This window comes from Agrococcus sp. UYP10, from assembly GCF_040547205.1.
In the GTDB taxonomy this organism is placed as follows: Bacteria; Actinomycetota; Actinomycetes; order Actinomycetales; family Microbacteriaceae; genus Agrococcus; species Agrococcus jenensis.
Map to the genome: position 1 here is coordinate 2,352,289 of NZ_JBEPPG010000001.1, position 17,268 is coordinate 2,369,556.

Sequence of the window (17,268 nt, forward strand, 5' to 3'; positions counted from 1 at the left end):
AACGTGAGGACGAGGGCTGGCGAAACGGGCCTGGTGCAACCTCAGCAGTAGTCCCACTTCGGATACCCCCAAGGAGCACCTCTCATGGATGCAGGCAGCATCGCCTTCGGTGTCATCGCGACAGCCCTCGTGCTGTTCATGACGCCCGGGCTCGCGTTCTTCTACGGCGGCCTCGTGCGCGCCAAGAGCGTCATCAGCATGATGATGATGTCGTTCGGCGCCATCGGTCTCGTCGGCACCCTCTGGATCCTCTACGGGTTCAACATGGCTGCGGTCGACTCGCCCTTCGCGTTCTCCGGCAACCCGTTCAGCGACTTCGGCCTCGCGGCGCTCGCCGCCGGTGAGAGCGCGAACACCGACCTCGTCGGCGTCGCCTACGGCTCCACCTTCGCGATCATCACGGTCGCCCTCATCTCCGGCGCCATCGCCGACCGCGCCAAGTTCGGCGCCTGGATGCTCTTCGCCGGCGCCTTCGCCACGCTCGGCTACTTCCCGATCGCCGCGTGGGTCTGGGGCGGCGGCTGGGTGTTCTCGCTCGGCGAGCTGCTCGGCCTCCCGGCCGTCATCGACTACGCGGGCGGCACCGCGGTGCACATCAACGCCGGTGCGGCAGCGCTCGCGCTGACCTTCGTGCTCGGCAAGCGCATCGGCTTCACGAAGGGCGCCCACAAGCCGCACAACGTGCCGTTCGTCATCCTCGGCGCGAGCATCCTCTGGTTCGGCTGGTTCGGCTTCAACGTCGGTGCGGAGTGGCTGAACGGCCTCGGCAACGCCGGCCTCATCACGCTCAACACGCTCGGCGCCACCGCTGCCGCGATCTGCGCCTGGCTGCTCGTCGAGAAGTTCAAGGACGGCAAGCCCACGTCGGTCGGCGCAGCCTCCGGCGCTGTCGCGGGCCTCGTCGCCATCACCCCCGCCTGCGCCAACCTGACGCCCGGCTGGGCGCTGCTGCTCGGCGCCATCGCCGGTGCGGTCTGCGCGCTCGCCGTGGAGCTCAAGTGGAAGCTCGGCTTCGACGACTCGCTCGACGTCGTGGGCATCCACCTCGTCGGCGGCCTCATCGGCACGATCTACCTCGGCTTCTTCGCCACCGACACCGGCCTCTTCCTGGGCGGCGGCGCCGGCCAGCTGGCCGTGCAGGTCATCGCCGCGGTGGGCGTGATGGTCTACGCCTTCGTGATCGCCTTCGTCATCGGCTTCGCGATCGAGAAGACGATCGGCTTCCGCGTCAAGAACGAGGACGAGCTGGCCGGTGTCGACCAGACCGTGCACGGCGAGGACGCGTACGGCTACGAGCTCGAGCGCGAGCGCGTCTGACACGCAGCATGCAGCGAAGGGGGCCGGCGTGAGCCGGCCCCCTTCCGCGTGCGCGGTCGGTCAGAGCGCGACGGCGCCCCGCACCTTGTGGCCGACCGCGATCGACTCGGACGAGATCGCCGAGCGGGGCGAGAGCAGCGGGAGCACCGCGAACGCGACCTGATGGGGTGAGGAGTCGCCCGGCTTGCCCTGGGCCACCTCGGCCTTCGGCGACTCGGTCACCGGGCCGGGGTTCACGACGTTGACGGAGACGCCGGTGCCGGCGAGCTCGTCGGCGAGGCTCTCCGCCGCGATGATGAGGGCGGCGTTCCGCACCGCGCCGGTGATGTTGCCGGTGATGAGCGCGTTCTGGCCGCTCAGGCCGACGATGCGTCCGTAGCCCGCGGCCCGCATGGCCGGGATGACGGCATTCGCGATCCGCAGGAACGTCATCGCCTTGCCCTCGACGGCGGCGGCCACCTGCGCCGGGTCGCCCTGCTTCGCGGGATCGAGCGACTGCGCCGGCGGTGCGGCCGCGATCACGAGCGCGTCGATCCGCCCGTGCTGCTCGAGCACCGCAGCGACGGCGGCGTCGACGGACGCGTCGTCCGCCCCGTCGAGGCGGATCTCGGCGCCGTCGCCGCGCGCCGCGGTGACGACGGTCGCGCCCTCGGCGCGCGCCGCGTCCGCGACCGCGCTGCCGATGAGGCCGGTGCCGCCGACGACGAGGACGACATGGTCGGAGATCTGGAGGTCCATGCCGGCCACGCTAGCGGCGGCACCTCACGGTCGGCGCCGAGGTTTCCGGCGTACGGTCGCCGGCACGATGCGCGGGCAGCCCCGCCCGCCGAGAGGAGGCACGGATGCACGAGGGACACGAGCACGGAGCTCACGAGGACGGCGCCCACGACCACGGAGCCCGAGAGGACGGCGGGCCGCACGTCGGGACGTTCGGCGCGCACGTGGCCGAGCTCGAGGCGTGCGCGGCGGCATGCCGCGACTGCGCGCGCGCCGACCGCGAGGAGGGCATGGACGACTGCGCCGTCATGTGCGAGGCGTGCGCCGACCTCTGCGAGGCGGCAGGGCGCATCCTCGCCCGGGCGACGCTGCCGCAGGAGGCGAGTGCGGCGCTGCTCGCCGCGTGCGCCGCGATGTGCCGCGCCTGCGCGGCCGAGTGCCGGCGGCACGACGCGGAGCACTGCCGTGCGTGTGCCGAGGCGTGCGAGCGCTGCGCCGAGATGTGCGAGGCGGCCTGAGCGGCGGACGGCCGTGGCACACGACGAAGGCCCCGGCAGCTGCCGGGGCCTTCTGGGTGGTGGGCGATACCAGACTCGAACTGATGACCTCTTCGGTGTGAACGAAGCGCGCTACCAACTGCGCCAATCGCCCGTGCCCGCCAGGCGGGACGCATCGATTCTGCCACAGACTGTGCACGGGTGATGACCACGCACGTCTCGATCCGGGCGCCAGGCGGTCGATTTGGAATCACCCTGCGAAGCGGGTTATAGTCATCAGGTGCTCAGCGATGAGCCCCGCGGATGTGGCGCAGTGGTAGCGCATCACCTTGCCAAGGTGAGGGTCGCGAGTTCGAATCTCGTCATCCGCTCGACAGGAATGTCACGACAGCAACGTCATGACAGATGTCACGTGTGAATCTCACACCACCTGGTGGGGTGGCCGAGTGGTGAGGCAGCGGCCTGCAAAGCCGTCTACGCGGGTTCGAATCCCGTCTCCACCTCGAGCATCACCGAAGGGCGATTGGCGCAGCGGTAGCGCGCTTCCCTGACACGGAAGAGGTCACTGGTTCGAACCCAGTATCGCCCACCACGAAGCCCCCGGCACAGCCGGGGGCTTTCTTCGTGCCCGGAGCGGCTCGCTAGCGGGTGCGCGTCCAGGCGCCTTCGACGAGCGCGAACTCGACCCAGCCGCCGCCGGGAGTCCTCCCCGGCAGGCGCACGGAGCTGAGCGCCTTGCTCGCGCGCACCATCGCGGTGTGCACCTCGCGGCGGCCCGCCCAGCGGCGCAGGACGAGCGGATCGGTGCCGCAGGCCGTCAGCTCCGTCAGCACTGCAGCGATGTCGGCGGGGGAGTAGACGGGGTGCTGCGTGGGATGGTCCATCTTCTGAGGGTACGCCTGGGAGCACCGCTCGAGCGGCTCGACTTGCGCCCCCGCGCCGCCTCCCCGCCTGAGGCGACGTCCGGGGTACAGGAGTAGCCTCCCGCCGTGACCACGATCCCGTCCGCGACCGTCGCGCTCGGCGGCAGGTTCGCCGCCGAGCTGCCAGAGCTCGCCGTGCCGTGGCGCGGTGCCGAGGCCGCCGATCCGCGGCTGCTCGTGCTCAACGAGCCGCTCGCCGCCGAGCTCGGCCTCGACCCGGCTGCGCTGCGCACCGAGGACGGACTGCGGCTGCTCACGGGCAGCGCGGTGCCGGACGGCGCGACGCCGGTCGCGCAGGCGTACGCGGGCCACCAGTTCGGCGCGTACTCGCCGCGCCTCGGCGACGGCCGGGCGCTGCTGCTCGGCGAGCTCGAGGGCGACGGCGGCACGCTGCGCGACCTGCACCTCAAGGGCTCCGGGCGCACGCCCTTCGCGCGCGGCGGCGACGGCCTCGCCGCGGTCGGGCCGATGCTGCGCGAGCACGTGATCAGCGAGGCGATGCACGCGCTCGGCATCCCGACCACCCGCTCGCTCGCGGTGGTGGCGACCGGGCGCTTCGTGCGCCGCGACGAGTGGCTGCCGGGCGCGGTGCTCGCCAGGGTCGCGAGCAGCCACCTGCGCGTCGGCACGTTCCAGTACGCCCGGGCGACGGGCGACCTGGGCCTGCTGCGGCGGCTCGCCGACCACGCGATCGCCCGCCACGCTCCCGATGCCGCTGCCGCCGAGCATCCGCACCTCGCGCTGCTGCGCGCCGTGATCGCCGCGCAGGCGTCGCTCGTCGCGCGATGGATGCTCGTGGGCTTCGTGCACGGCGTCATGAACACCGACAACATGACGATCTCGGGCGAGACGATCGACTACGGCCCGTGCGCCTTCATGGAGGGGTACGACCCCGAGACCGTCTTCAGCTCGATCGACGAGCGCGGCCGCTACGCCTACGGCAACCAGCCGGCGATCGCCGAGTGGAACCTCACCCGTCTCGCCGAGGCGATGCTGCCGCTGCTCGACGAGCAGGAGGACCGGGCGGTCGCGATGGCAGTGGAGGCGCTCGACGGGTTCGCGCCGCGCTACCGCGCCGCGTGGTCGAGCGGCATGCGGGCGAAGCTCGGGCTCCCGGCGGGTGTGCACGACGACGCGGCGTCGCTCGTCGTCGACGAGCTGCTCGCGCTCATGGAGTCGGGCAGGGTCGACCTCACGTCGTGCTTCCGCGCGCTCGGGACACTCGCCCGCGGCGGCGTGCCGACCGCTCCCTTCGCCGCTGACATCGTGCCGCTCCGCGACCTCTTCGTGCACCGGGAGGCGTTCGACGCGTGGGCGCAGCGCTGGCTCGCGCTCGGCCCCGACGCCGACGCGATGGACCGCACGAACCCCGTCTACGTGCCGCGCAACCACCTCGTCGAGGAGGCCCTCGCCGCCGCCACCGACGGCGACCTCGCCCCGCTCGAGCGGCTGCTCGACGCGGTGCAGCGGCCCTTCGACGAGCGGCCCGGCCTCGAGCGCTACGCGGCACCGAGCCCGGAGCGGAGCTTCCGCGCCTACCGCACCTACTGCGGCACGTGAGGCACGTCGCCGCGCCTACGATGGAGCAGTGACCACAGGATTCGACCTCTTCACCGACCGTGCCGTCGTCGCCATGCGCGTCGACGGTGAGCTGCAGGATCTCGCGCGCGAGCTGACCGAGACGCAGACGGTCGAGTCGGGGTCGGTCGAGCCGGTCACGATCGACAGCCCCGACGGCCTCGACATCCTGCGCCACTCCGCCGCGCACGTGCTCGCCCAGGCGGTGCAGCGCGTGAACCCGGAGGCGCGGCTGGGCATCGGCCCGCCCGTGCAGGACGGCTTCTACTACGACTTCGACGTCGCCGAGCCCTTCTCGAGCGACGACCTGAAGGCGCTGCAGAAGGAGATGGAGCGGATCGTCAAGGCCGGGCAGCGCTTCGTGCGCCGCGTCGTCACCGACGACGAGGCACGCACCGAGCTCGCCGACGAGCCCTACAAGCTCGAGCTCATCGGGCTCAAGGGCGGCGCGGACAAGGCCGCCGAGGGCGCATCCGTCGAGGTCGGTGCCGGCGAGCTGACGATCTACGACAACGTCGACCCGAAGACCGGCGAGGTCGCCTGGAAGGACCTCTGCCGGGGACCGCACCTGCCCTCGACGCGGCTCATCGGCAACGGCTTCTCCCTCATGCGCGTGGCCGGCGCCTACTGGCGCGGCAAGACCGACCTGCCGCAGCTGCAGCGCATCTACGGCACCGCGTGGCCGTCGAAGGACGAGCTGCGCGCATACCAGCAGCGCCTCGAGGAGGCCGCGAAGCGCGACCACCGCAAGCTCGGGCGCGAGCTCGACCTCTTCTCGTTCCCCGACGAGGTCGGCTCCGGCCTCTCGGTGTGGCACCCGCGCGGCGCGATCGCGCGCGGCGAGATGGAGCAGCACGCGCGCACGCGGCACATCGAGCAGGGCTACAGCTACGTCTACACGCCGCACATCACGAAGCAGGACCTCTTCGCGACCTCCGGGCACCTCGCGACCTACGCCGAGGGCATCTGGCCGCCCATCCACATGGACGAGGAGCGCGACGAGGCGGGCAACGTCACGAAGCAGGGCGTCGACTACTACCTGAAGCCCATGAACTGCCCGATGCACATCCTCATCTACAAGGATCGTGCGCGCAGCTACCGCGACCTGCCGCTGCGGCTCGCCGAGAACGGCACCGTCTACCGCAACGAGCTCTCGGGCGCGCTGCACGGCCTCACCCGCGTGCGCGGCTTCACGCAGGACGACGCGCACCTGTTCGTCACGCCCGAGCAGCTCGAGGAGGAGACCACGAAGGTCCTCGAGTTCGTGCTCTCGCTGCTCAAGGACTTCGGGCTCACCGACTTCCGCCTCGAGCTGTCGATGCGCGACGACGAGAAGGCGAAGTGGATCGGCGACGAGGCGGTCTGGGCGACGGCGACGGATGCGCTCCGCCGCGTCGCGCGCGCGTCCGGCCTCGAGGTCGTCGAGGAGCCCGGCGAGGCCGCGTTCTACGGGCCGAAGATCGACCTCAAGGTGACCGACGCGATCGGCCGCTCCTGGCAGCTCTCGACGGTGCAGCTCGACTTCAACCTGCCCGAGCGCTTCGACCTCGAGTACACCGCCGCCGACGGCTCGAAGCAGCGGCCCATCATGATCCACCGGGCGCTCTTCGGCTCGATCGAGCGGTTCTTCGCGATCCTGCTCGAGCACTACGCCGGCGCGTTCCCGGTCTGGCTCGCGCCCGTGCAGGTCGTCGGCGTGCCGGTCGCGGCCGACTACGCCGACTACCTCGACGACATCGCCGCGCAGCTGCGGTCGAAGGGCGTGCGCGTCGAGATCGACCGCAGCGACGAGCGGATGCAGAAGAAGATCCGCACGCACACGCTCATGAAGGTGCCGTTCCAGCTCATCGCCGGCGGCCAGGACCGCGACGCAGGCAGCGTCTCGTTCCGCTTCCGCGACGGCACCCAGGACAACGGGGTGCCGGTCGACGAGGCCATCCGCCGCATCGTCGAGGCCATCGACACGAAGGCCCACGTGTGACCGACCACGCGCACGACGAGGCGGCGGAGCGCGCTGCGGCGCAGCGCGACACCATGCCGCCGTTCGACCCCGCGGAGGCGCAGGAGCCGCCGCTCGTCGGCGAGCACGCGTGGGGCGCGCCCACGCAGATGTCGAGCGAGCTGCCGGGCGTGCCCGACCACTTCCAGCGGCTCTGGACGCCCTACCGGATGGTCTACATCCAGCAGGGGCAGATGCCCGACGAGGAGGCCTGCCCGTTCTGCCGCGCCCCGGAGCTCACCGATGACCAGGGCCTCATCGTGCACCGCGGCGAGACGTGCTTCGTGCTGCTCAACCTGTTCCCGTACAACACCGGGCACATCATGGTCTGCCCCTACCGGCACGTCGGCATGTACGACCAGGCGACCACCGAGGAGGTCGCCGAGATGGCCGTGCTCACGCAGACGGCCATGCGCGTGCTGTCGCAGGTGACGCGCTGCCAGGGCTTCAACATCGGCCTGAACCAGGGCCGCATCGCCGGCGCCGGGATCGCCGACCACCTCCACCAGCACATCGTGCCGCGCTGGAGCCTCGACTCGAACTTCTTCCCGATCATCGCGAAGACGAAGGCGCTGCCCATCCTGCTGGAGGACATGCGCCGGGACATCCAGGCAGCCTGGCCGGCCTGATGCCCCTCACCACCACCGGCCGGCGATCAGAGAGCACATCATGAGCGAGTCCACCACCGGCTCGGCCCGCGTCAAGCGCGGCCTGGCCGAGATGCTGAAGGGCGGCGTCATCATGGACGTCGTCACCCCCGACCAGGCGCGCATCGCCGAGGATGCCGGCGCCGTCGCCGTCATGGCGCTCGAGCGCGTGCCGGCCGACATCCGCGCGCAGGGCGGCGTCGCCCGCATGTCGGACCCCGACCTCATCGACGCCATCAAGGCAGAGGTCTCGATCCCCGTGATGGCGAAGGCCCGCATCGGCCACTTCGTCGAGGCGCAGGTGCTCGAGGCGCTCGAGGTCGACTACATCGACGAGTCCGAGGTGCTGAGCCCGGCCGACTACGTCAACCACATCGACAAGTGGCCCTTCACGGTGCCGTTCGTGTGCGGCGCGACGAACCTCGGGGAGGCGCTCCGTCGCATCACCGAGGGCGCAGCCATGATCCGCTCGAAGGGCGAGGCCGGCACCGGCGACGTCTCTGAGGCGACGAAGCACATCCGCACGATCACCGGCGAGATCCGGCGGCTGCGCGGGCTCTCGAAGGACGAGCTCTACGTCGCCGCCAAGGAGCTGCAGGCACCGTACGAGCTCGTCGCCGAGGTGGCGGAGCGCGGCGCGCTCCCGGTCGTGCTGTTCACGGCCGGCGGCGTCGCGACCCCCGCGGACGCGGCGCTCATGATGCAGCTCGGCGCCGACGGCGTCTTCGTCGGCTCCGGCATCTTCAAGTCGGGCCAGCCCGAGCGCCGCGCGGCCGCGATCGTGAAGGCGACCGCGGCGTTCGACGACCCGAAGGCGATCGCGGCAGCATCGCGCGGCCTCGGCGAGGCGATGGTCGGCATCAACGTGTCCGACCTCCCCGCGCCGCACCGCCTCGCCGAGCGCGGCTGGTAGCGGTGGTTCGGCCGGCGCCCCGCGTCGGCGTCCTCGCCCTGCAGGGCGACGTGCGCGAGCACGTCGCCGTGCTCGAGGCGCTCGGCGCGGACGTGTCGCTCGTGCGCACGCCGGAGCAGCTCGATGCCGTGGACGGCCTCGTGCTGCCCGGCGGCGAGTCGAGCGTCATCGACAAGCTCTCGCGGCTCTTCGAGGTGCGCGAGCCGATCGTGGCACGGATCGCCGACGGCATGCCTGTCTTCGGCACGTGCGCCGGGCTCATCCTGCTCGCGGACCGCATCCTCGACGGGCTGCCCTCGCAGCTGCCGTTCGGCGGCCTCGACGTCGACGTGCGCCGCAACGCGTTCGGCAGCCAGGTCGACTCGTTCGAGGCGGAGCTCGCCGTGCCGGCGCTGGGGGAGGAGCCCGTGCGGGCGACCTTCATCCGCGCGCCCGCCGTCGAGCGCGTGGGCGACGGCGTCGAGGTGCTCGCGCATGTCGACGGCCGCGTCATCGCCGTCGAGCAGGGCAACCTGCTCGGCACCGCCTTCCACCCGGAGGTGAACGGCGAGCTGCGCTTCCATCGACGGTTCCTCGCGACCGTCGAGCGCGTCAGCGGTGCGTGATCGGATGCCGCATGATCGGATGCTGCGGCGCAGCGGAGAGGGAGCGACGAGATGACCGACGGCACACGCTCGGCGGGCCGCATGGGCCGGATGCCGTGGCAGGTCCTGTGGATCGGGCTCGCCGTCATCTGGGGCTCGTCGTTCCTGCTCATGAAGCTCGGGCTCGAGGCGCTGCACCCCATGCAGATCGCGACGCTCCGCATCGGGATCGCGGCCATCACGCTGCTCGCGCTCGCCGCCGCCACCCGCACCCGACTGCCCCGTGACGGCGGCACCTGGGGCCTCCTCGCGATCTGCTCGTTCTTCCTCACCGCCCTGCCCTTCACGGCGTTCGTGGTGGCGGAGACCCGCATCTCCTCGGGCCTCACGGGCCTCGCGAACGCGTTCTCGCCGGTCGCGACCGTGCTCTTCGCGCTGCTGCTGCTGCCGAGCGACCGGCTGACGCCGCGCAAGCTCCTCTCGGTGCTGCTCGGCTTCGTCGGCGTCGTGCTCATCGCGCAGCCGTGGACGTCGGGGCAGGGGCCCGACCTGCTCGGCATCGCGATCGCGGTGCTCGGCGCGACCTCGTACGGCGTGGGGTGGACGCTCAACCGCCGGCTGCTCGGGCAGCGCGAGGTGCCCGGCCTCGCGCATCCGACCGCGCTCATGGTGACGGGGCTGCCCATGACGCTCGTGGCGCTGCTCGTCTGGGCCGGCGCCGAGGGCTGGTCGCCGGTCGCGACGCACGGCGCGCCCGACGCGCTGCCGCTCGCGCTCGTCGCGGTCGTCCTGCTCGGGGTGATCGGCACGGGCGTCGCCTACGTGCTGCAGTTCGAGGTGGTGCGGGCGGTGGGCCCGACGGTCGCGGCGACCGTCACCTACCTCATCCCGATCGTCGCGGTCTCGCTCGGCGTCGTCGTGCTCGGCGAGGAGGTCGGCCCGTGGCAGCTCGCCGGTGCCGCGATCGTGATCGGCGCGGGCGTGCTCGTGCAGTCGAAGCCGCGGTCCCGCGCCCTGCAGCCTGCTTGAATCGAGCCGTGCAGCTCTACTCCAGCCGTCCAGGGCAGGCCGTCTGGCAGGCCGTCGGCGACCTCGTCGCGATCGGCACGGTCATCGCCGCCGTCTGGCTCTCGCAGCAGGTCGGTGCGGCCATCGCCTCGCTCGGCGGCTTCGGCCAGCAGGTCGCGGCGGCCGGCAGCGGCTTCTCGACGACGCTCGCCGACGCGGGGGAGGCGCTCGCGCAGGTGCCGCTCGTCGGCGAGGGCGTCGCGCAGCCCTTCCGCGACGCCGCCGGCTCGGCGACCGAGCTGGAGGCGGCCGGCTCGGCGCTCACGGATGCCGTCGACATGCTCGCCGGCGCCGTCGCGACCGCGCTCTGGCTGCTGCCGCTGCTGCTCGTGGTGCTCGTCTGGATCGTGCCGCGGCTCCGCTTCGCGACCCGAGCGGGCGCCAGCCGCGCGCTCGCGCAGAGCCGCGAGGGACGCGACCTGCTCGCGATGCGCGCGATCGTCGGGCAGCCGATGGCCGCGGTGCTGCGGGCGGTGCCCGACCCGGTCGCCGCGCTCCGCACCGGCGACGCGGACGCCCTCCGCGCGCTCGCGGCGCTCGAGCTGCGCAGCGCCGGCGTGCGGGAACCCAGCCTCCGTCCGTAGCCCCGGCGCGCACGCGTAGGATGGGACCCTCCCGTCTCGCGATCAGGAAGCAGCATGTCCGGACATTCCAAGTGGGCCACGACGAAGCACAAGAAGGCCGTCATCGACGCCCGCCGCGCCAAGTCGTTCGCGAAGCTCATCAAGAACATCGAGGTCGCCGCGAAGATCGGCGGCGCCGACCTCTCGGGCAACCCGACCCTCGTCGACGCCGTGCAGAAGGCGAAGAAGACGAGCGTCCCGAACGACAACATCGACCGCGCCATCAAGCGTGGCGCCGGGCTCACGGGCGAGTCGATCGACTACACGACGATCATGTACGAGGGCTACGCGCAGAACGGTGTCGCGCTCATGGTCGAGTGCCTGACCGACAACAAGAACCGCGCTGCCGCAGAGGTCCGCACGGCCATGACCCGCAACGGCGGCACGATGGCCGACCCGGGCTCGGTCGCCTACAACTTCAGCCGCAAGGGCGTCGTCTCGGTGACGAAGACCGACGACGTCACCGAGGACGACATCCTGCTCGCCGTGCTCGACGCAGGCGCCGAGGAGGTCACCGATCAGGGCGGCGGCTTCGAGATCCTCTCCGAGCCGAGCGACCTCGTCGCGGTGCGCACCTCGCTGCAGGACGCGGGCATCGACTACGACGCCGCCGACGTCGAGTTCGTGCCGAACCTCAAGGTCGAGGTCGACGCCGAGACCGCCCGCAAGGTCATGCGCCTCATCGATGCGCTCGAGGACAGCGAGGACGTGCAGAACGTCTACGCGAACTACGACCTCACCCCCGAGGTGCAGGCGCAGCTCGACGAGGACGAGTAGCCCGTGCCGGCGTCGGTGCGCGTGCTCGGCGTCGACCCCGGCCTCACGCGCTGCGGCGTCGGCGTCATCGACGTCGAGCGCCGCACCCCGACGCTCGTGCACGTCGAGGTAGTGCGCTCCGAGCCCGACGAGGCGATCGAGCAGCGGCTGCTGCGCATCGGCCGCGGCGTCGAGGCCGCGATCGACGAGCACCGGCCCGACGCGATCGCGCTGGAGCGCGTCTTCGCCCAGGCCAACCTGCGCAGCGTCATGGGCGTCGCGCAGATCTCGGGCATCGTGCTGCGCGCCGCCGCGGAGCGCGGCATCCCGGTGGCGATGCTCACGCCGAGCGAGGTGAAGGCCGCCGTCACCGGCTACGGCGCGGCCGACAAGCAGCAGGTCGCCGAGATGGTGCGACGGCTGCTGCGGCTCGACGCGGCGCCGAGGCCTGCCGACGCGGCGGATGCGCTGGCGATCGCGATCGCAGAGGGCTGGCGCACGCGCGTGCCGCGCGCGAGCACGTCGACGCCCGCGCAGCAGGCGTGGGCGGCAGCCGAGGCGGCTGCCAGGTCGCGGCGCTGAGCGCGCCGCGCGGCGACGATCAGCGGTGGCGGAGTCCGCGACGCCCGATCTCGATCGACACGACGAACGACAGCGTGAACATCAGCAGGCCAGCGATGAAGATGAACGCCTCGATGCCCGGGAAGGCGAACGCATAGCCCATGACGAAGAACGAGGCGACGAGCATCAGGAACAGGACGAGGAACTGGACGTAGCGCATGCGATCTCCGAGTCGGTCGGCGGGCCGGACCAGGCTATCAGCGCGACGCCCGGCCGACGGCGTGCCAGCGGCCCGAGCGCGCCGCCGCCGCCTAGGCTGACGAGGTGATCTCGAGGCTCGACGGAACGGTGCTGTCCGCACGCGGACAGCGGCTCGTCGTCGGCGTCGGCGGCGTCGGCCTCGCCGTGCACGTGACGCCGCAGTGCTCGCTCGCCGCGCGCCCTGGCGCGGGCGTCGCCCTCCACACGCACCTCGTCGTGCGCGAGGACGACCTCGCGCTCTACGGCTTCGAGACCGAGGCGGAGCTCGAGGCGTTCGAGCTGCTCATCGGCGTCACCGGCGTGGGGCCGAAGTCGGCGCTCGGGGTGCTCGCGCACCTCACGCCGGCCGAGCTCGCGCGCGCCATCGACAGCGGTGACGAGCGCGCGTTCAAGGCCGTGAGCGGCATCGGGCCGAAGACGGCGAAGCTGCTCATCCTGCAGCTGAGCGGCAAGCTCGTCGCGCCCGCGGTCGCCCGCGCCGCGACGCCGGATGCGCGCGCGGACGTGCTGACGGCGCTCACCGGCCTCGGCTGGCCCGAGCGCACGGCCGCCGACGCGATCGAGCGCGCCGCGATCGCGGCGCCCGACGCCGCGGGCTCGAGCGGCGCGCTGCTGCGCGCATCGCTCGCGATCCTCGGCCCGGCGGCGCGCCCGTGAACGACCCGCTCATCGACCCCGCGTCGACGCCGGACGAGCTCGCCTTCGAGGGCGCCCTGCGGCCCACGACGCTCACCGACTTCGTCGGGCAGCCGAAGGTGCGCGGGCAGCTCGAGGTGCTGCTGCAGGCCGCGCGCATGCAGGAGCGCGCGCCCGACCACATCCTGCTCGCCGGTCCGCCGGGGCTCGGCAAGACGACGCTCGCGATGATCATCGGGCACGAGACGGGCAGGCCCATCCGCTTCTCGTCCGGCCCCGCGATCCAGCACGCGGGCGACCTCGCGGCGGTGCTGTCGGCGCTCGTGCCCGGCGAGGTGCTGTTCGTCGACGAGATCCACCGCATGGCGCGATCCGCCGAGGAGATGCTCTACCTCGCGATGGAGGACTTCCGGATCGACATCATGGTCGGCAAGGGCGCGGGGGCCGCCTCGATCCCGCTCGAGCTCGCCCCCTTCACGCTCGTCGGCGCGACGACGCGCTCGGGCATGCTGCCCGCGCCGCTGCGCGACCGGTTCGGCTTCACCGCGCACCTGGAGTTCTACGAGACGGCCGACCTCGAGCGGGTGCTGGCCCGGTCGTCGCGCCTCATGGACCTCGACCTCGAGGGCGCGGCCCTCGCAGAGCTCGCCAGCAGGTCGCGCGGCACGCCCCGCATCGCGAACCGGCTGCTGCGTCGCGTGCGCGACTGGCTGCTCGTGCACGCCGGCTCGAGCGACATCGACGGCGTCCGCGCGGCGCTCGAGCTCTACGACGTCGACGAGGCGGGCCTCGACCGCATCGACCGCGCCGTGCTGCACGCGATCGCGCACCGGTTCGGCGGGGGACCGGTGGGGCTGTCGACGCTCGCCGCCGCCGTGGGCGAGGAGGCCGACACGATCGAGTCGGTCGTCGAGCCGTTCCTCGTGCGCGAGGGCCTCATCGGCCGCACGCCGCGCGGCCGGATCGCCACGGCCTCCGGGATGCGCCACGCGCGCGCGCTCGCGCCGGACGACACGCTCGACGGGGTATGATCAGTCCTTGGTCCCGCGCGCAGCCGCGCAGGACGGACACCCCCCGAGAGGCTCCTTCCGAATGCTGTTCCTGCAGACGACGACCACCGCCCAGCAAGGGTTCGCGCTCGACCCGCTGACGATCATCATGCTCGTCGTGCTCGCGGCGATGATCTTCTTCATGTTCCGCAGCAACAAGAAGCGGAAGGCGCAGGCCGAGGACCTCCAGACGAAGATGGTCCCGGGTGCCGAGGTCATGACGAACTTCGGCGTGTTCGGCGAGCTCGTCGCGATCGACGAGGAGCGCAACGAGGCGCACATCGAGATCGCACCGGGCACCGTGATCCGCGTGCACCGCCAGACCCTCGCGCGCGTGGTCGACGACCACGCCGAGGTGACCGAGGCCGCCGACGACCGCACGGACGACCTCGGCGACGCGGACGAGCCGCGCGACCGCGCCTGATCCGTGGCGAAGGCTCGCGCGCGGGGCGGCCGCGCCCTCATCTGGCTGGCGGTGCTGATCGCCGGCCTCATCGGCGTCAACTTCTCGGCGGTCCAGTGGGGTGACGGCGCCTGGACGCCGCAGCTCGCCCTCGACCTGGAGGGCGGCACGCAGATCGTGCTCGAGCCCCAGGTCGCCGAGGGCACCTCGGTCACCCAGGAGCAGCTCGACCAGGCGGTGGCGATCATCCGCCAGCGCGTCGACGCCTCCGGCGTCGCCGAGCCCGAGATCACGACCCAGGGCGGCCGCAACATCGTCGTCGCCCTCGCGGGCGAGCCCGACCAGGCGACCCTGCAGCGCATCCAGGCGAGCGCCAAGATGGAGTTCCGCCCGGTGCTGCAGTCGGCCCCCGCGAACGCGCCCGGCGCGACCCCGACGGCCGAGCCGTCGGAGGAGAGCGAGCCCGCCACGACGCCCGCGAACGCGTGGGACCAGGCGTGGATCACGCCCGCGCTGCAGTCGGAGTTCGACGCCTTCCAGTGCGCCGATGTCGACACGACGGTGCAGGCGCCCGGCGACCAGCCCTACATCACGTGCTCGACCGACGGCAGCGCGCGCTTCATCCTCGGGCCGGTGTCGGTCGAGGGTGCCGACATCGCCGACGCGCAGGTGAGCGCCGCGACGAACAGCCAGGGTCAGGCGACCGGCGGCTGGGGCGTCAACCTCGAGCTCGACGGCGAGGGCCCCGCGGCGTTCGAGGCCGTCACCCGCGCGATCACGCAGCTGCCCGAGCCGCAGAACCAGTTCGCGGTCGTGCTCGACTCGACCGTGCTCATGCCGATCACGTCGAACGCCGTCATCACCGACGGCAACGCGCAGATCACCGGCGGCTTCACGCAGGAGGGCGCGCAGAGCCTCGCCGACCAGCTGCGCTTCGGTGCGCTGCCCATCGGCTTCCAGGTGCAGTCGAACGAGACGATCTCGCCCACGCTCGGCGCGAGCCAGCTGCAGGCGGGCCTGCTCGCCGGCCTCATCGGCCTCATCCTCGTCGTGCTCTACTCGGTGCTGCAGTACCGCGCGCTCGGCCTCGTGGTGATCCTCTCGCTCGCCGTCGCCGGCGTGCTGACGTACCTCGTGGTGACGTTCCTGTCGAGCACCGAGGGCTACCGCCTGTCGCTCGCCGGCATCGCGGGCCTCGTGATCGCGATCGGCATCACGGCCGACTCGTTCATCGTCTACTTCGAGCGCATCCGCGACGAGCTGCGCGAGGGCAAGCACCTGTCGTCCGCGCTCGAGACGGGCTGGAAGCGCGCCTTCCGCACGATCCTGATCTCGGATGCGGTCAGCTTCCTCGCGGCCGTGATCCTCTACCTGCTGTCGGTCGGCAACGTCCGCGGCTTCGCGTTCACGCTCGGCATCACGACCTTCATCGACATCGTCGTGGTCGCGCTCTTCACCCACCCGCTGCTGCGCGTGCTCTCGCGCACGTCGTTCTTCTCGTCGGGGCACCGCTTCAGCGGCCTCGACCCGAACGCGCTCGGCGCGGTCTACCGGGGGCGCGCGAAGTTCCGCGAGCCGGTCGCCGCCGGTCGTGCGGCGCGGTCGTCGAAGGAGGCGCAGAAGCGCCAGACCATCGCCGAGCGCAAGGCATCCGTCGGCGCAGGCGTGGGCGCGGGCACTGGCGCGAGCGTCGCTCCCCGCCCCGGCACCGGCAAGGAGAACTGATGGCATCGCTCACCACGATCGGCAACGAGCTCTACACCGGCGAGCGGTCGATCCCGGTCGTCGCGAAGCGCCGCCTGTGGCTCTCGATCGCCGCCGGGTTCCTGATCCTGCTCGCGCTCGGCACCGTGCTGCGCGGCGGCTTCGTGTTCGGCATCGAGTTCACCGGCGGCAGCGAGTTCCGCGTCACCGGACTCAGCCAGTCGAGCGTCGAGGGTGCTGCGGAGGCCGTCGAGTCGATCGTGCCCGAGTCCGAGGCCCGCGTCGCGACGGTCGGCGCCGACGCCGTGCGCGTCCAGACCGACGTCGTCACCGAGCAGCAGGCGGCCGACATCCGCGCCGCCCTCGCCGAGGCGTACGGCGTCGAGACGGGCGAGGTCGCGTTCTCGTTCGTCGGCCCGTCGTGGGGGCAGGACGTCACGCAGCAGGCGCTGCAGGCGCTCGTGACCTTCCTCGTGCTGGTCTCGATCGTGCTCGCCATCTACTTCCGCACCTGGAAGATGGCGGTCGCTGCGCTCGCGTCGCTCGCCTTCGACCTGCTCGTGACCGCGGGCGTCTACGGCATCATCGGGTTCGAGGTGACGCCCGCCGCGGTGATCGGCTTCCTGACGATCCTCGGCTACTCGCTGTACGACACCGTCGTGGTGTTCGACAAGGTGCGCGAGAACACCGCGCCCGGCGTGAGCGGCGACCTGCTCGACAACATCAACCTCGCCGTCAACCAGACGCTCGTGCGCTCGATCAACACGTCGATCGTGGCCACCCTGCCGATCGCGTCGATCCTCTTCATCGGCGCGCTGCTGCTCGGCGCCGGCACGCTCCGCGACATCTCGCTCGCGCTCTTCATCGGCACGATCGTCGGCACCTGGTCGTCGATCTTCGTCGCCGCGCCCGTGTACGCGTGGCTCCGCCAGGGCGACACCATCGCCCCGGAGGCCGTGAAGCCGCGGACCGAGCGCGGGGCGGTCGTGTGATCGCCGCAGCGTCCTGACCGACCCGGCCTGACCGACCCGA

The 17,268-nt window shown here is 72.0% G+C and carries 19 protein-coding genes and 4 tRNA genes; 19 read left to right on the forward strand and 4 right to left on the reverse strand.

Going from position 1 to position 17,268, the window contains the following annotated elements; translation table 11 throughout:
* Positions 1-84 precede the first annotated feature (84 nt).
* The gene (locus tag ABIB37_RS11540; protein ID WP_123698014.1) at positions 85-1,317 is read left to right on the forward strand and encodes an ammonium transporter; all 1,233 of its coding nucleotides are present in this window, start codon (positions 85-87) and stop codon (positions 1,315-1,317) included.
* Positions 1,318-1,377: 60 nt separating this feature from the next.
* On the opposite strand, the gene ABIB37_RS11545 is transcribed toward ABIB37_RS11540, so the two are convergent.
* Positions 1,378-2,055 carry an SDR family NAD(P)-dependent oxidoreductase gene (locus tag ABIB37_RS11545; protein ID WP_354260524.1) on the reverse strand — a complete coding sequence of 226 codons (678 nt, stop codon included), beginning with the start codon at positions 2,053-2,055 and terminating at the stop codon, positions 1,378-1,380.
* Positions 2,056-2,159: 104 nt separating this feature from the next.
* On the opposite strand from ABIB37_RS11545, the gene ABIB37_RS11550 reads away from it, so the two are divergent.
* Complete coding sequence (locus tag ABIB37_RS11550; RefSeq protein WP_354260526.1) at positions 2,160-2,552, forward strand: four-helix bundle copper-binding protein; 393 nt, start codon at positions 2,160-2,162, stop codon at positions 2,550-2,552.
* A 57-nt stretch (positions 2,553-2,609) separates the two neighbouring features.
* On the opposite strand, the gene ABIB37_RS11555 is transcribed toward ABIB37_RS11550, so the two are convergent.
* A tRNA-Val gene (locus tag ABIB37_RS11555) sits at positions 2,610-2,685 on the reverse strand.
* 145 nt (positions 2,686-2,830) lie between these two features.
* Here ABIB37_RS11555 and ABIB37_RS11560 point away from each other — a divergent pair.
* The 3 genes from ABIB37_RS11560 (at position 2,831) to ABIB37_RS11570 (ending at position 3,123) form a co-directional block, all read left to right on the forward strand.
* Positions 2,831-2,902 (forward strand) — tRNA-Gly (locus ABIB37_RS11560).
* 61 nt (positions 2,903-2,963) lie between these two features.
* A tRNA-Cys gene (locus ABIB37_RS11565) sits at positions 2,964-3,034 on the forward strand.
* Positions 3,035-3,048: 14 nt separating this feature from the next.
* Positions 3,049-3,123: transfer RNA gene (locus ABIB37_RS11570), tRNA-Val, on the forward strand.
* Between the two features lie 49 nt (positions 3,124-3,172).
* On the opposite strand, the gene ABIB37_RS11575 is transcribed toward ABIB37_RS11570, so the two are convergent.
* The gene (locus tag ABIB37_RS11575) at positions 3,173-3,415 is read right to left on the reverse strand and encodes a hypothetical protein (protein WP_354260528.1); all 243 of its coding nucleotides are present in this window, start codon (positions 3,413-3,415) and stop codon (positions 3,173-3,175) included.
* A gap of 105 nt (positions 3,416-3,520) precedes the next feature.
* Here ABIB37_RS11575 and ABIB37_RS11580 point away from each other — a divergent pair, with 105 nt between their 5' ends.
* The 9 genes from ABIB37_RS11580 (at position 3,521) to ruvC (ending at position 12,204) form a co-directional block, all read left to right on the forward strand.
* Complete coding sequence (locus ABIB37_RS11580; RefSeq protein ID WP_354260530.1) at positions 3,521-5,014, forward strand: protein adenylyltransferase SelO; 1,494 nt, start codon at positions 3,521-3,523, stop codon at positions 5,012-5,014.
* A gap of 73 nt (positions 5,015-5,087) precedes the next feature.
* Complete coding sequence (thrS, locus tag ABIB37_RS11585) at positions 5,088-7,013, forward strand: threonine--tRNA ligase (RefSeq protein WP_354261609.1); 1,926 nt, start codon at positions 5,088-5,090, stop codon at positions 7,011-7,013.
* Positions 7,014-7,141: 128 nt separating this feature from the next.
* Positions 7,142-7,660 carry an HIT family protein gene (locus ABIB37_RS11590; protein ID WP_123698591.1) on the forward strand — a complete coding sequence of 173 codons (519 nt, stop codon included), beginning with the start codon at positions 7,142-7,144 and terminating at the stop codon, positions 7,658-7,660.
* A 40-nt stretch (positions 7,661-7,700) separates the two neighbouring features.
* On the forward strand, positions 7,701-8,591 hold the full coding sequence (gene pdxS / locus ABIB37_RS11595) for a pyridoxal 5'-phosphate synthase lyase subunit PdxS (protein WP_354260532.1): 891 nt from the start codon (positions 7,701-7,703) through the stop codon (positions 8,589-8,591).
* Between the two features lie 2 nt (positions 8,592-8,593).
* Positions 8,594-9,196, forward strand: a complete 603-nt coding sequence (gene pdxT, locus ABIB37_RS11600) for a pyridoxal 5'-phosphate synthase glutaminase subunit PdxT (RefSeq protein ID WP_354260534.1) — start codon at positions 8,594-8,596, stop codon at positions 9,194-9,196.
* Positions 9,197-9,247: 51 nt separating this feature from the next.
* Entirely contained in the window at positions 9,248-10,204 is a 957-nt protein-coding gene (locus tag ABIB37_RS11605) for a DMT family transporter (protein WP_354260536.1), read from the forward strand.
* Between the two features lie 8 nt (positions 10,205-10,212).
* The gene (locus tag ABIB37_RS11610; protein ID WP_354260538.1) at positions 10,213-10,827 is read left to right on the forward strand and encodes a hypothetical protein; all 615 of its coding nucleotides are present in this window, start codon (positions 10,213-10,215) and stop codon (positions 10,825-10,827) included.
* A gap of 54 nt (positions 10,828-10,881) precedes the next feature.
* Positions 10,882-11,643, forward strand: a complete 762-nt coding sequence (locus tag ABIB37_RS11615; RefSeq protein ID WP_354260540.1) for a YebC/PmpR family DNA-binding transcriptional regulator — start codon at positions 10,882-10,884, stop codon at positions 11,641-11,643.
* Between the two features lie 3 nt (positions 11,644-11,646).
* Positions 11,647-12,204, forward strand: a complete 558-nt coding sequence (gene ruvC, locus ABIB37_RS11620) for a crossover junction endodeoxyribonuclease RuvC (protein WP_354260542.1) — start codon at positions 11,647-11,649, stop codon at positions 12,202-12,204.
* Between the two features lie 19 nt (positions 12,205-12,223).
* Here the strand turns inward: ruvC and ABIB37_RS11625 are convergent, their stop codons facing one another.
* Positions 12,224-12,403 carry a hypothetical protein gene (locus ABIB37_RS11625; RefSeq protein WP_123698002.1) on the reverse strand — a complete coding sequence of 60 codons (180 nt, stop codon included), beginning with the start codon at positions 12,401-12,403 and terminating at the stop codon, positions 12,224-12,226.
* A 104-nt stretch (positions 12,404-12,507) separates the two neighbouring features.
* Between ABIB37_RS11625 and ruvA the strand changes: the two genes are divergently transcribed.
* From ruvA to secF, 5 genes are all read left to right on the forward strand, one after another.
* A complete protein-coding gene (gene ruvA / locus ABIB37_RS11630; RefSeq protein ID WP_354260544.1) occupies positions 12,508-13,101 on the forward strand; it encodes a Holliday junction branch migration protein RuvA in 594 nt (197 codons plus the stop codon).
* Complete coding sequence (ruvB, locus tag ABIB37_RS11635) at positions 13,098-14,111, forward strand: Holliday junction branch migration DNA helicase RuvB (RefSeq protein WP_354260546.1); 1,014 nt, start codon at positions 13,098-13,100, stop codon at positions 14,109-14,111. Before ruvA ends, ruvB begins: the two co-directional genes overlap by 4 nt.
* Before the next feature lie 61 nt (positions 14,112-14,172).
* The gene (gene yajC, locus ABIB37_RS11640; RefSeq protein ID WP_123697999.1) at positions 14,173-14,553 is read left to right on the forward strand and encodes a preprotein translocase subunit YajC; all 381 of its coding nucleotides are present in this window, start codon (positions 14,173-14,175) and stop codon (positions 14,551-14,553) included.
* A 3-nt stretch (positions 14,554-14,556) separates the two neighbouring features.
* On the forward strand, positions 14,557-16,257 hold the full coding sequence (gene secD, locus ABIB37_RS11645) for a protein translocase subunit SecD (protein ID WP_354260548.1): 1,701 nt from the start codon (positions 14,557-14,559) through the stop codon (positions 16,255-16,257).
* The gene (secF, locus tag ABIB37_RS11650) at positions 16,257-17,228 is read left to right on the forward strand and encodes a protein translocase subunit SecF (protein ID WP_354260550.1); all 972 of its coding nucleotides are present in this window, start codon (positions 16,257-16,259) and stop codon (positions 17,226-17,228) included. The genes secD and secF overlap by 1 nt, the downstream gene beginning before the upstream one ends.
* Positions 17,229-17,268: the final 40 nt, after the last annotated feature.